The 12,915-nt window shown below is 42.7% G+C and carries 13 protein-coding genes; all 13 read left to right on the top strand.

Features of this window, described 5'->3' with window-relative positions:
- Positions 1-62: 62 nt before the first annotated feature.
- The 13 genes from flgB to ACSLUK_RS01850 all read left to right on the top strand — a co-directional run bounded on the left by flgB (position 63) and on the right by ACSLUK_RS01850 (position 12,911).
- Positions 63-464 carry a flagellar basal body rod protein FlgB gene (gene flgB / locus ACSLUK_RS01790; protein WP_448546781.1) on the top strand — a complete coding sequence of 134 codons (402 nt, stop codon included), beginning with the start codon at positions 63-65 and terminating at the stop codon, positions 462-464.
- Positions 464-883: a flagellar basal body rod protein FlgC gene (flgC, locus tag ACSLUK_RS01795; RefSeq protein WP_448546782.1), complete on the top strand. Its 420-nt coding sequence runs from the start codon at positions 464-466 to the stop codon at positions 881-883. Before flgB ends, flgC begins: the two co-directional genes overlap by 1 nt.
- Before the next feature lie 19 nt (positions 884-902).
- The gene (locus ACSLUK_RS01800) at positions 903-1,592 is read left to right on the top strand and encodes a flagellar hook assembly protein FlgD (protein ID WP_448546783.1); all 690 of its coding nucleotides are present in this window, start codon (positions 903-905) and stop codon (positions 1,590-1,592) included.
- A 41-nt stretch (positions 1,593-1,633) separates the two neighbouring features.
- Complete coding sequence (gene flgE / locus ACSLUK_RS01805; RefSeq protein ID WP_448546784.1) at positions 1,634-2,995, top strand: flagellar hook protein FlgE; 1,362 nt, start codon at positions 1,634-1,636, stop codon at positions 2,993-2,995.
- Positions 2,996-3,165: 170 nt separating this feature from the next.
- On the top strand, positions 3,166-3,909 hold the full coding sequence (flgF, locus tag ACSLUK_RS01810; protein WP_448546785.1) for a flagellar basal-body rod protein FlgF: 744 nt from the start codon (positions 3,166-3,168) through the stop codon (positions 3,907-3,909).
- 24 nt (positions 3,910-3,933) lie between these two features.
- Positions 3,934-4,722, top strand: a complete 789-nt coding sequence (flgG, locus tag ACSLUK_RS01815; RefSeq protein WP_448546786.1) for a flagellar basal-body rod protein FlgG — start codon at positions 3,934-3,936, stop codon at positions 4,720-4,722.
- Positions 4,723-4,739: 17 nt separating this feature from the next.
- On the top strand, positions 4,740-5,423 hold the full coding sequence (gene flgH, locus ACSLUK_RS01820) for a flagellar basal body L-ring protein FlgH (RefSeq protein ID WP_448546787.1): 684 nt from the start codon (positions 4,740-4,742) through the stop codon (positions 5,421-5,423).
- A 13-nt stretch (positions 5,424-5,436) separates the two neighbouring features.
- Positions 5,437-6,528, top strand: a complete 1,092-nt coding sequence (locus ACSLUK_RS01825; protein WP_448546788.1) for a flagellar basal body P-ring protein FlgI — start codon at positions 5,437-5,439, stop codon at positions 6,526-6,528.
- Between the two features lie 30 nt (positions 6,529-6,558).
- On the top strand, positions 6,559-7,530 hold the full coding sequence (gene flgJ / locus ACSLUK_RS01830) for a flagellar assembly peptidoglycan hydrolase FlgJ (RefSeq protein ID WP_448546789.1): 972 nt from the start codon (positions 6,559-6,561) through the stop codon (positions 7,528-7,530).
- Between the two features lie 66 nt (positions 7,531-7,596).
- Positions 7,597-9,594 (top strand): flagellar hook-associated protein FlgK, encoded by a 1,998-nt coding sequence (gene flgK / locus ACSLUK_RS01835; RefSeq protein ID WP_448546790.1) that lies wholly within the window; start codon positions 7,597-7,599, stop codon positions 9,592-9,594.
- Between the two features lie 12 nt (positions 9,595-9,606).
- Positions 9,607-10,812 carry a flagellar hook-associated protein FlgL gene (gene flgL, locus ACSLUK_RS01840; protein WP_448546791.1) on the top strand — a complete coding sequence of 402 codons (1,206 nt, stop codon included), beginning with the start codon at positions 9,607-9,609 and terminating at the stop codon, positions 10,810-10,812.
- Between the two features lie 124 nt (positions 10,813-10,936).
- A complete protein-coding gene (locus ACSLUK_RS01845) occupies positions 10,937-11,752 on the top strand; it encodes a flagellin N-terminal helical domain-containing protein (protein WP_448546792.1) in 816 nt (271 codons plus the stop codon).
- Positions 11,753-12,098: 346 nt separating this feature from the next.
- Complete coding sequence (locus ACSLUK_RS01850; RefSeq protein WP_448546793.1) at positions 12,099-12,911, top strand: flagellin N-terminal helical domain-containing protein; 813 nt, start codon at positions 12,099-12,101, stop codon at positions 12,909-12,911.
- Positions 12,912-12,915: the final 4 nt, after the last annotated feature.

Below are 12,915 nucleotides of genomic sequence, written 5' to 3' on the forward strand. Positions count from 1 at the left end.
ACTCAACCTTCATAATGGCATAAAAATTGTATCTCAAAAGCATTAGTTAGGAGGTACGGTTTATGGCCATTAGTTTTGATAAGGCGTTTGGTATTCATCCCGCCAGTTTAAAAGTGAGAGCTGAAAATGCTGAAGTTATTGCGAGTAACATCGCAAATGCCGACACGCCGGGTTATAAGGCAAAAGGCATGGATTTTCAAAAAGCACTTGAACAGGCTGCTAGCAAGCAGCAAACAGGTATGAGAAAAACCCATGAAAAACACTTTGACGTACGTACCGAATTTACAAGTAGCGTACAATTTCGTGTGCCAGATCAACCTGATACAGGTGATGGCAATACCGTAGATGCACAAATGGAACGAAACTTGTATCTAGAAAACTCAATGTATTATCAAGCAAGTCTTCAATTTATGAACGGTAAAATCAAAGGCTTGAAAAAAGCGATATCTGGAGGTCAAGGGTAATGAGCTTATTTAACGTATTTGACATATCTGGCACGGGAATGAGCGCACAATCTGTCCGCTTGAACACCACCGCAAGTAACATCGCAAACGCAGATAGTGTCAGCAGCAGTATTGACCAAACTTACCGAGCGCGTCATCCAGTGTTTGCCGCTGAGATGCAAAAAGCTGCCGCGGGTCAAGAAGGCGCTGTAGGTGTTGAAGTACTGGGCATTGTTGAAAGCGACAAACCACTCAACGTGGAATATTCGCCAGGACATCCTATGGCAGACAAAGACGGCTATATCTATAAGCCCAATGTTAACGTAGTAGAAGAAATGACTAACATGATCTCGGCCTCACGCTCATATCAAACTAACGTGCAACTGGCAGAGTCAGCGAAAAATATGCTGAATAAAACACTTATGTTGGGTCAACGATAACATTTAACCGGGAGCAACTATGACTTCTTCAGTTTCAGGCGGTAGTCCACTCGAATCGTTGCGTTGGCAACAAGAAGAATACAAAACCGCACAAAAAGATGATGGCATGTTAACGCAAGAAGATTTCTTTGCCTTGTTAACAAAAGAGTTGTCGTATCAAGATCCAACTAAACCGGTTGAGAATAACGAGATGATTTCGCAAATGACTGCATTTTCTACCACTGATGGTGTATCTCAGTTAAATGATTCTTTTACTGAGTTTGCTGCGTCTATGTCATCAAGCCAAGCGTTACAAGCATCCTCGTTGGTAGGGCGTAGCGTTTTGGTAGACGATAACGTGTTTGGCCGTGACGAAAGCGAATCAGTGAAAGGTAAGCTGGTCAGTGATAAACCAGCAAGCAACGTTAATATTTATGTAGAAAACGCTGCTGGCGAGATTATTCAAACGGTACCGGTTGGTGACGTAGCATCGGGTGAGTCTATATTTACCTGGAACGGTGAAATGACTAACGGTGATATGGCTCCAGCTGGTGCATACCGATTCCGAATTGCTGGTCTTGTCGACGGTCAGGCATCAGAATTGCAAGCGATGACTTATCGCAAAGTAGACAGTGTAACGCTAGCAGGAGCAGGCGGTAGTATTTTATTGAACTTAAACGGCGGTAGTACGATGAAATTAACAGACGTAGTTGAAGTGTCTGAAGGTTAACGTCGTTTTCGTTGTAAACAAAATTGAGAAAGAGGTGATTTATGGCTTTTAATATCGCACTGAGCGGATTAACCGCAGCCCAAAAAGATTTGGACGTTACGTCAAACAACATTGCTAACGTAAATACCACGGGTTTTAAAGAGTCGCGTGCTGAATTTGTCGATGTTTACGCATCTTCATTATTAGCATCAGGTAAGACTAAAGTGGGTGATGGTGTACTCACTTCAGATGTAGCACAACAGTTTTCACAAGGTAGTATTCAATTTACCAACAACGCACTTGATTTAGCGATTACGGGTAATGGTTTTTTTGCAACGGTACCTGAATTAGATAGTTTAGAAACCTCATATACTCGAGCTGGTCAGTTTAAACTAAACGCTGATAACTTCGTGGTGAACTCTCAAGGCGGCCATTTGCTTGGCTTCCCGGTAAACCCAGATGGTTCTTCTGCTTCGGTAAGTTTAAGTACGGCGAGTCCAATTCAGATACCTACGTCTTCTGGCGCGCCGCAAAAGTCAGCTGAAGTTGATATACGCATGAACTTACCGGCGGGTGATTCGTATATTACTGGTGCACCTGTAGGTTTTGATCCAACAGATCCCTTGACTTTTAACCACTCAACCTCAGTGACTATCTATGATTCATTGGGGGACAGTCATATTATGACCTACTACTTTATTAAGGAAGACCCTACAACGGATCCAAATTCATGGATGATGTATACGGCCGTGGATGGTGTAATGTTGGATGTCCCAGGTGGCACAGGTAGTATCGCTAACCCAACTCACGACGCTACTGTAGCAGGGAGTCAGGCTAACATTTTGGGAGCTCAACTTGTCTTTACAAGTGGTGGTGATTTTAATGCGCAAACACCCGCATCAATAACAACCCAGAATTTTATGACTAATATTTTGACCAATGGTGCCGATCTGACTCAAAACATAACCGTAGATTTCAATCTGGATACTGGTGGGCCAAATCCAAATGAACCGACGCAATTTGCCTCAAACTTTGAGGTAACGTCTCTGGAGCAAGATGGCTTGGCGGTAGGTCGATTAACGGGGATAGATATTGGTACTGACGGCTTGATTCGTGCCACTTACAGTAACGGTACTTCTTCACCACTATCGCGAGTCGCATTGGTTAACTTTGCTAATGAGCAAGGCTTAACGCAAGTGGGCAACTCCAGTTGGAAAGAAAGCCTGTTGTCGGGTGAAGGTTTGGCAGGTGAAGCGGGTTCAGGTACGTTTGGTACCATTAACTCTTCAGCACTTGAGCAGTCAAATGTTAACTTAACGACTGAGTTAATTGATTTGATTTCTGCACAGCGTAACTTCCAAGCGAACTCTCGTTCACTAGAAGTAGATAATCAGCTAAACCAAACGATTCTACAGATTCGATAATTAAATCGTAATTTCAGTTAGCTAAAACGCATTAGGTTCAAGTAACTTAATGCGTTTTTTTGTTTTCAGTTCCTTCCTTCAATCACTCTCTCACCTCGTATACCCACCATTGGCATTCATCTTGCAGTTATCTAAGCATTAGTTGTAACAGTCATTAGCAGGAGTTCATTATGGATAAGATGCTATACATCGCCATGAGCGGTGCGAAACAAAACATGCATGCTTTATCAGTGAATGCCAATAACCTGGCAAACGCCAAAACTACAGGCTTTAAAGCCGATTTGGCGCAAGCAAGGGCAATGCAGGCGTTTGGTGAAGGCATGCCAAGTCGCGTATTTGCCATGACAGAACGCGCTAGCCAAAACTTTGACAGTGGTACGATTCAAACCACTGGTCGTGATCTTGATGTTGCTATTAATGGCGATGGATGGTTGGCTGTGCAAACGCCCGATGGCACAGAAGCATTTACCCGAGATGGTCATCTAACACTGACTGAAAATGGCAATTTAAAAACACCCGATGGCAATTTGGTCATGGGAGACACCGGCCCGGTAATTTTGCCATTACCTGTAAACAACATTCAAATTAGCCATGATGGCATTGTCATGGTGCAACCTGAAGGCGCGCCAGCCACCATTCAAGAAGAAGTTGCCAGACTAAAGTTGGTTAACCCAGATACTCGAATGATTGAAAAGAGCGCTGATGGGCTATATCGCCGTAAAGACGGTAATCCTGAAGACGCTGATGTAGCGGTTCGCCTACAAAGTGGCGCGCTTGAATCAAGCAATGTCAATCCTATCGGGGAAATGACAGACATGATTGCATTACAACGCCAATTTGAAATGCAAATGAAATTAATGAAAACCGCTGAAGAAATTGACGCAAGTAGTGCGTCATTGTTGCGTGCTTTCTAGTTGAATAATTGATAGAGGTGATTTATGAACCCAGCATTGTGGATCAGTAAAACTGGCTTAGACGCACAAACCAAAGACATCGCGGTAATTTCGAATAACCTAGCGAATGCCAGTACCGTAGGGTTTAAAAAGAGCCGCGCGGTTTTTGAAGATTTGTTGTACCAAACGATTAACCAGCCAGGCGGACGTTCTGCGCAAGATACTGAAATGCCTTCTGGTTTAATGCTTGGTGCAGGTACTAAAGTAGTTGCGACTCAAAAAATTCATACACAAGGCGATATGCTAACCACTGACAATTCATTAGACATGATGATTCAAGGTGAAGGCTTTTTTCAAATTCAGTTACCTGATGGCTCGCTAGCTTATTCACGTAACGGTCAATTTACCCTTGACGACGAAGGTAACATGGTAACTCCGGGCGCAGGCTATTTACTGCAACCACAAATTACCATTCCGCAAGACGCACAATCAGTGATTATTTCTCAAGACGGTGAAGTATCGGTGCGCTTACAAGGACAGGCTGATAATGCTGTTGTTGGTCAGTTAAATACCGTAAATTTCGTTAACCCAACGGGATTAGAGCCAGTGGGTCAAAACCTATATGTTGAAACTGCGGTAAGTGGTGCGCCACAAGAAGGTGTTCCTGGATTAGAAGGCTTTGGCATGATTGTCCAAGGAGCGCTAGAAACATCAAACGTAAATACGACCGAAGAACTGGTGAACTTAATTGAAAGCCAGCGTGTTTACGAAATGAATTCAAAAGTCATTTCATCAGTAGATCAAATGCTTAGTTACATTAACCAACAATTATAATGGTTAAGGAGCGCATTATGAAAAATTCATCAATTGCCTTAGTGTTTGCGCTGGTTATGTCAGGTTGTGCCAGCGTAGAACAGGCGAAAGTACTACCTGATGACCCAGATTTTGCGCCTATTTTGCCGGAAGCAAAAGAAGAGTCGATTGTACCAACAGGTTCATTATTTAAACCGAACTATGTGAACAATATTTATTCTGACTCAAAAGCAAGACGCGTAGGTGACATCATTTCTGTGATTCTAAGTGAAAGTACACAAGCACAGAAAAATTCAAAAACGGAATTGAAAAAAGAGAACAGTGCCACGCTGGACCCCATTACGGGGTTAGGTGGAACTTCCGTAACTTTTAAAGATGACGCAATCCAGTTTGGATTAAATCAATCATCTGATTTTAAAGGCGACTCAAAAGCCAACCAAGGTAATAGTTTGAGTGGGAATATATCAGTACATGTATTACGTGTATTGCCGAATGGTAATCTGATGATCCGTGGTGAAAAATGGATGACGCTCAATAACGGTGACGAATACATTCGCCTCACTGGGATTATTCGCTCAAAAGATATTTCGTCTGACAATACCATACTTTCAGGTAAAGTCGCCAATGCCCGTATTCAATATTCAGGTACGGGGGCATTTGCAGAAGTTCAAGAGCAGGGCTGGTTGTCAAAGTTCTTCAGCAGTTCTTGGTGGCCACTATAACGGGGTTTGTAAGATGAAAATTTTCACAACAATTGTATTACTGACTTCTTTATTCATTGGCTCAACCGCACAGGGGCAACGCGTTAAAGATTTAGCGGATGTAGCAGGGGTGCGATCAAACCAACTAGTAGGCTACGGCTTAGTAGTGGGTTTACCGGGAACTGGGGAACAAAGCCCGTTCACTGAACAAAGCTTTAAAACCATGTTGAGTAATTTTGGCATTACCATGCCAGCGAATTTGAAACCTAAGATCAAGAATGTGGCTGCTGTTGCAGTGCATGCGGAATTGACAGCGTTTGCAAAACCTGGCCAAACGATTGATATCACTGTGTCTTCAATGGGTAGCGCCCAAAGCTTAAGAGGCGGCACCTTGTTACGTACCATTTTAATGGGTATCGACGGTAACGCCTATGCGGTTGCGCAAGGGAGTTTAGTGGTCAGCGGTTTAGGCGCAGAAGGGTTAGATGGTTCCAAGGTCGTCGTGAATACGCCTACTGTAGGTCGCATTGCCAATGGTGCAACGGTAGAGCGTGAAGTTATCTCTCCGTTTGCTACTGGTGACTACATTACGTTTAACCTACGTCAGTCAGATTTCAGTACGGCAAAACGGCTAGCAGATACTATTAATGACTTCATTGCAGGGTCTGCCAAAGCGTTAGATGCTACGTCTGTGAGGGTAAATGCACCTCGTGATGTGTCTGATCGAGTGAGCTTCTTAGCAATGCTGGAAAATCTTGAATTTGAGCCTGATACACCGTCAGCCAAAATTATCGTTAATTCACGCACCGGTACTATTGTGATAGGCGCTGATGTAAGGCTACTACCTGCAGCGGTAACACATGGTGGTATAACGGTAACAATCAACGAGACACAAAACGTTTCTCAGCCGGATGCTTTCTCTGAAGGTGAAACGACTACGACCAATCAATCGATCGTTGATGTGAGCCAAGACGACAACCGCATGTTTGTATTTAACCCCGGGGTAACGTTGAACACCTTGGTTCGAGCAATTAATCAAGTTGGTGCTGGCCCTGGTGATGTAATGGCAATCTTAGAAGCCTTAGATCAAGCAGGCGCGTTACGTGGGGAGTTAATCGTTATTTAGTCATTACAACTAGATTACGAGAATAGAGCTATGACATCGCCAATCGACAAAGCGCAAAATTACTTAGACTTAAATGGCTTAAACAGCATTCGTCAGCAGTCAAACGCTTCCGATAAAGAGTCTAAACAAGCCGCATTAGAGAGTGCTGCTAAGCAGTTTGAAGCGATATTCATGCAGATGTTGCTTAAGAGTATGCGACAGGCGCAAGATGTATTGGCGAGTGACAGCCCATTTAACTCTGAGTCGACTAAGTTTTACCGTGACATGCATGATCAACAATTGGGCTTAGAATTGTCAAATAACGGCGCGCTTGGCTTGGCAGACTTAATTGTTCGGCAGCTTGGCGGTGATCAAGATAGTTTCACTCCAAGAAGCGTATTGCGTACAGACAACCATGTACCGCTAGCAGTACGACGCCAAAATGTTAGCGATCCTCAGTCGCTAGTGGTTAAGGAAAAGGATCAAACAAACGATCGTCAAACAAATGACTCTTCTGTATTGACACAATTTATCCAAAAATCATCGCCTAAGTTTGAACAGCCGAAAGACTTTGTCACAGCACTAACCGAACCTGCAAAACGTGTTCAGCAACAGCTTAATGTACCGTTTGAAGTGGTGATTGCTCAGGCAGCCTTAGAGACAGGCTGGGGGCAAAAAATCATTCAAACACCTCAAGGTGAAAGTTCCAACAACCTCTTTAATATCAAGGCTGACAGCCGCTGGCAAGGTAACAAAGCGGTTAAAGAAACTCTTGAATATGAGCAAGGAACTATGGTGAAAAAACGTGAGCCATTTCGTGTATATGATTCCATTGCTGATAGTGTGAACGATTACATTAAATTCCTTTCTTCAAGCGAACGCTATCAAGGCGCGTTAAAAAATTCTTCTAATGTGGAACAATTTCTGCATGGACTACAAAAGGCAGGTTACGCAACTGATCCCAATTATGCAAACAAGATACTGGGGACGTTAAAGAAAGTAACCAGCTTGTTGAGTGACTAGCCAGTAAGCCTAGCTATCCAAATTGAAGCTAGTTGCTACTGAGTAACTATTGTAGAGGAAACGCGCATGTCGATTAATTTGTATCAAACTGGGGTAACAGGCTTATTGGCTGCCCAGCAGCAATTAGCGACAACAGGCCACAACATTGCCAACGTGAATACCGAAGGCTACAACCGTCAAAGAGCGGAGCAACAAGCGTCTACAGGCATTTATAGTGGTGGTAATTTTATAGGCTCGGGAACTTTTGTCACGGATGTGTCGCGTGTTTACAATCAATTCTCATATAAAGAACAACTCTTCAGCCAAAGCAATTTAGGCAATGCCGATACGCTACATAAAGACTTAACTCAATTAAACGAAATCATGTCATTTTCTGGGCAATCGGTTGCGGGATCAATCAATAACTTTTACAACACCTTAAATGGTATCGCCGATAACCCTAGTGATCAGGGCTTACGAAGCATCGCATTGAGTCAGGCGGGCATTTTGGCCAGTGACTTGCGCTCATTGAATGACAACTTTGACCAGTTAGAAAAGTCGACTAATGGTGAAATAGAGCAAATTGCTGCGCAAATTTCACAGATATCAGTCGAGATTTCCAAGATTAATGAGCAAATTCAATCAAATGGATCTCAGAGTCTTACTGGTCAAGCAAACGACTTACTTGATCGTCGTGATCAGCTTATTTCGCAGTTAGGTGAATTTACCAATGTAAATACAGTCGAAGACGCCAATGGTGTGATGACTGTAATGATTGGCAGTGGTAATACATTGGTTGCAGGCATTACTCCTTTGTCTGTTGCCGTAGTTTCAGGGGAGCCGGATCCCATGGAAACGCAATTGCAGTTGATGGGGCCAAATAGTGCCGTGGCATTGAATGGAGATACCGTTGGTGGTTCACTGGCAGCGAAATTTGAATTCCGTGATGTACACCTCAAAGAATTGCGCAGCGAGATTAATCGCTTAGCGATGTCAATTTCAGAGACGCTGAATCAAGCGCAATCTGAAGGGCTAGATCTCAATCAACAGACTGGGTTAAATATTTTTGCTGATATTAATTCAACTGCAATGCAGCAGAGCCGCGTACTTATACCGTCAGATAATGCAGGTACTGTGGCGGCGAGTGTTAATATTACCGACATTAGTTTAGTACCAACTGACGAGTTTGAAATAGAATGGGATGGCGCTAACTATCAGATGACCAACCTCAACACAGGCGCAACCCAAACATTAGTGTTAACACCACCAAGTACCTACGATACAGGTTTAGGCTTTGAGTTTAACATTGATTCTGGTGCTCCTGTAGCTGGTGATAGGTTTATTGTTCGTCCGACAGAAAATAGTGCAGCACTTATGCAAGTAACGTTGCAAGACGGGAATGGCATTGCTGCTAGTACTGCTGTTGAAGTGAAAGTGTCCGAAAATAATGTTAGTGATGGTGAACTGAAAATCATTAACACGTTTGATCCAGTCGCCGCACAAACTTATGTCAATGTGACTAACTCTGGCTTAACTATCGATGTATATGAAAATGCACCAGGCTCTTATGACTACCGCATTTATGACTCTGCAAATCCACCACCTGCACCAACGATTGCGACAGGTACTTTCGCCGCAGGTAGCTCTGCAATTGTTGATTTGCCTCCATTACCAGCAACAGCCGCGTTTCAAATTGAAATCAGCGGAGATCCAATTGGTCAGGGAGCATTAGCTAGAGAAGAATTTACCATTATTGATGCCTTCGGTATTGGTAACGGTGATAACGCAACATTCATGGCTCTTACGCAAGAGCAAGGCATCATCAACGGTGGCAAAGAAACTTTTGGCCAGAGCCTGGCTATTTCTACCTCAGATGTGGGCTCTAAAGCTAAGTCTGCAGAATTAGTGTCGAGTACGGCAGAGGCATTATTCACACAAGCATTTAACCGCATGCAAGAAACATCAGGGGTCAATCTCGATGAAGAAGCTGCAAACATGCTGAAGTTTCAACAAGCTTACCAAGCATCTTCACAAATTATTTCTGTGGCTAATACGATATTCGACACGCTACTGGCGGCAGTTTAACGGAGATAAGCAATGAGAGTTTCAACTGCACAATTTTATTTTCAAAATAGCCAACAGCTTACATCTAAGCAGTCGGAAGTGAATGACCAGATGAAATATATTTCATCTGGTAAGCGAGTGCTTACTGCAAAAGATGATGCTGTTTCATATGGGACATTACTCGGATTCAAAGATGAATTAACTAACATTGAAAAATACCAACGCAATATCACCCTAGCAACTAATCGTAATAATTTGCAGGAAACCGCTTTAGCAAATGCTGAAACACTTATGCAGGATCTGAAGCGACTTTTTATCCAAGCAAACAACGGTACATTATCAACGTCTGATTTGGAAGCGCTGGCACAGCTAGCCAGTAACAATCAATCACAAATGTTAGACATCGCCAATACCAAGGATGAAACCGGTGGTTACGTTTTTGCTGGATACCAAATCGATATTGAGCCATTTGCATTGCAGCCAGATAATTCTGTCAATTATTTGGGAGATAACGGTGAAAGAGAAATACAAATTGCCAAAAATGTTTTAGTGGCAACGAATCAACCTGGCGATGACGTTTTTGTTAATGTAGCCAATGCTATCGGGGATTTTTCGGCAAATTATGTTACTAATACGTCAGGCATTGCCGTAACAAGAGCGGTTATTGCCGATCCAAGTAGTTATGATCCTGCGACTAACCCGCCAGACTATCAGTTTATTTTTACTGCCCCAAATGATTTACGCGTTGAAGACGGTAATGGGGCGGTGGTTTACCCTACTGCTGCATACACTCCTGGGCAAATAATTGCCTTTAATGGCATTGAAGTACAGCTAAGTGGCAATCCATTGCCGGGAGATGTCGTTGATATTACACCAAACGAAAAAATTGGTGTGTTTGACACGATAAAAGCGGCGATTGACTGGATGAATGTTGGGGCAGATCCTACCGATCCTATTCAACATGAAGTGGATTATGGAGAAATTTTGACGCAACTCGATGAAGCGTTGAATCACATAACATCAAAAAGAACGGAAGCAGGTATTAGGCTAAAACTTGCTGAAAATCAAGGGAATAACCACGAAGATGCAGTTCTAAACCTCTCTTCTGGACGCTCAAACATAGAAGACTTAGATTTTGCAAAAGCTATCGCAGACTTTGAACAGTCACAAGTTGCCTTGCAAGCAGCACAACAGACCTTTGTGCAAATAAAAGGATTGTCTTTATTTAATTTTATTTAGCTAATTTTAGTTTTTGGCACGCAATCTGCATTTGATTGAGTGACAAATTTTTGTAAGAGTGGTTCTATCTTCATATTGCGATTGCAATTGAACCACGACCTATAACACTTAGGAGATGGTAACAATGGCATTAGTCGTAAATAGCAATATTGCATCATTAAATGCTCAGCGTCAGTTAAGTCGTTCTACTGACGATCTACAAACTAACTATCAACGCTTATCATCTGGTAAGCGCATTAACAGCGCAAAAGATGACGCGGCGGGTTTGCAAATTTCAAGTCGTTTGACAGCACAGGTCAATGGTTTGAACCAAGCGGCGCGTAATGCAAATGATGGTATTTCACTCGCGCAAACCGCTGAAGGTGCGTTGGATGAATTTACTAATGCACTACAACGTATGCGTACTATAGCGGTTCAATCGTCAAACGGTTCAAATACTGCTTCAGACCGTGGTGCACTTAATGCGGAATATCAGGAATTGGCAACGGAGCTAACGCGTATTTCACAAGATACAGAGTTCGGTGGCGTTAAATTACTTGATGGCTCTTATCAAGAAGGGTTCCAAATAGGCGCAAATGCGGGTCAAATCATTACGATTTCAATAGCGGAGAACTTGAGTGCGGGTGGCGTTAGCGTTAACGGTACTATCTCAACCTTCACTGGTGCGCAATCAATGATTGGTACAATTGATAGCGCATTAGCTACAGTTACAGGTATTCGTGCAGACCTTGGTGCGAAGCAAAACCGCTTCTCTTCGGTTATCCGTAGTAATGAAAATACTGCGGAAAACGTAGCGGCTTCTCGCTCACGTATCCAAGACACTGACTTTGCTTCGGAATCTGCAGCTCTAGCACGTACATCTGTACTGCAGCAAGCATCGAGTTCTATGTTGGCGCAAGCTAACCAGCAACCTCAAATAGCGTTGTCATTACTACAATAAATAGTTTCGACAATACTACCGTTAATTAAAAGCCGCTTATGCGGCTTTTTGTGTTAAGTATTTTCTTGAAGGATAAGCGAATAACCCCCTTAATGCAGATGCTTTATCGACTTAAAAGCCTATTTTATGTATTTTCATTCTCGATAAAGTAAAAGGAATAACATAAAAAACTTATTAATAAATAGTTGGTTATAAAGGTTTTGGTGTTTTTATTAAACTTTTTCTGAAAAAAGTTTAAAGTTAATTTTTAAGTCGCCGATAAGTAGTTCAAGAGGCAATGAAGACTAAAGTTTAGCCTCGAAAGTTAATAAATCAACGTAGGGTAGTAAACCCGGAGGCATTTATCATGGCTTTAGTAGTAAATAGTAATATTGCATCATTAAATTCACAGCGTCAGCTAGCTCGTTCAACAGATGACTTATCAGTTAGTTACCAACGCCTGTCATCAGGTAAGCGCATCAACAGCGCTAAAGATGATGCTGCGGGCCTTCAAATTTCAAGTCGTTTAACGGCTCAGATTAATGGTCTAAATCAAGCATCTCGTAACGCTAACGATGCTATTTCATTAGCGCAGACTGCTGAAGGAGCATTAGATGAGTATACAAACAGCTTACAGCGTATGCGTACTATCTCAGTACAGTCTTCAAACGGCTCAAACACTGATGCTGACCGTCAGGCATTGGATGCAGAGTATCAAGAGCTTGCAACAGAATTAACACGTATTTCACAAGATACTGAGTTCGGTGGCGTGAAGTTATTAGATAGCTCTTATGTTCAAGGATTCCAAATTGGCGCAAACGCAGGACAAACGATCAGTATCGAAATCAGCGCTAATTTAAGTGCAGGTGGTGTGAGTGTTAATGGTAACATTTCGACATTTACTGGCGCGCAATCAATGATTACTCAACTTGACGCTGCATTAGCAACAGTTAACGATGTACGTGCGGACCTTGGTGCCAAACAAAACCGTTTCAACTCAGTAATTCGTAGTAACGACAATACTGCAGAAAACGTATCAGCATCGCGTTCACGCATTGAAGATACTGATTTCGCAGCAGAAACCGCGCGTTTAGCAAGAAGCACTGTGTTGCAACAAGCGTCAAGCTCAATGTTAGCGCAAGCTAATCAGCAACCACAAATAGCATTGTCATTACTATAGTAGT

It is taken from the genome of Thalassotalea fusca (genome assembly GCF_053485835.1).

Excerpts from the sequence above, each read along its gene's own strand:
- flgB (WP_448546781.1), top strand. The coding sequence starts at position 63 with ATGGCCATTAGTTTTGATAAGGCGTTTGGTATTCATCCCGCCAGTTTA.
- flgC (WP_448546782.1), top strand. The coding sequence starts at position 464 with ATGAGCTTATTTAACGTATTTGACATATCTGGCACGGGAATGAGCGCA.
- ACSLUK_RS01800 (WP_448546783.1), top strand. The coding sequence starts at position 903 with ATGACTTCTTCAGTTTCAGGCGGTAGTCCACTCGAATCGTTGCGTTGG.
- flgE (WP_448546784.1), top strand. The coding sequence starts at position 1,634 with ATGGCTTTTAATATCGCACTGAGCGGATTAACCGCAGCCCAAAAAGAT.
- flgF (WP_448546785.1), top strand. The coding sequence starts at position 3,166 with ATGGATAAGATGCTATACATCGCCATGAGCGGTGCGAAACAAAACATG.
- flgG (WP_448546786.1), top strand. The coding sequence starts at position 3,934 with ATGAACCCAGCATTGTGGATCAGTAAAACTGGCTTAGACGCACAAACC.
- flgH (WP_448546787.1), top strand. The coding sequence starts at position 4,740 with ATGAAAAATTCATCAATTGCCTTAGTGTTTGCGCTGGTTATGTCAGGT.
- ACSLUK_RS01825 (WP_448546788.1), top strand. The coding sequence starts at position 5,437 with ATGAAAATTTTCACAACAATTGTATTACTGACTTCTTTATTCATTGGC.
- flgJ (WP_448546789.1), top strand. The coding sequence starts at position 6,559 with ATGACATCGCCAATCGACAAAGCGCAAAATTACTTAGACTTAAATGGC.
- flgK (WP_448546790.1), top strand. The coding sequence starts at position 7,597 with ATGTCGATTAATTTGTATCAAACTGGGGTAACAGGCTTATTGGCTGCC.
- flgL (WP_448546791.1), top strand. The coding sequence starts at position 9,607 with ATGAGAGTTTCAACTGCACAATTTTATTTTCAAAATAGCCAACAGCTT.
- ACSLUK_RS01845 (WP_448546792.1), top strand. The coding sequence starts at position 10,937 with ATGGCATTAGTCGTAAATAGCAATATTGCATCATTAAATGCTCAGCGT.
- ACSLUK_RS01850 (WP_448546793.1), top strand. The coding sequence starts at position 12,099 with ATGGCTTTAGTAGTAAATAGTAATATTGCATCATTAAATTCACAGCGT.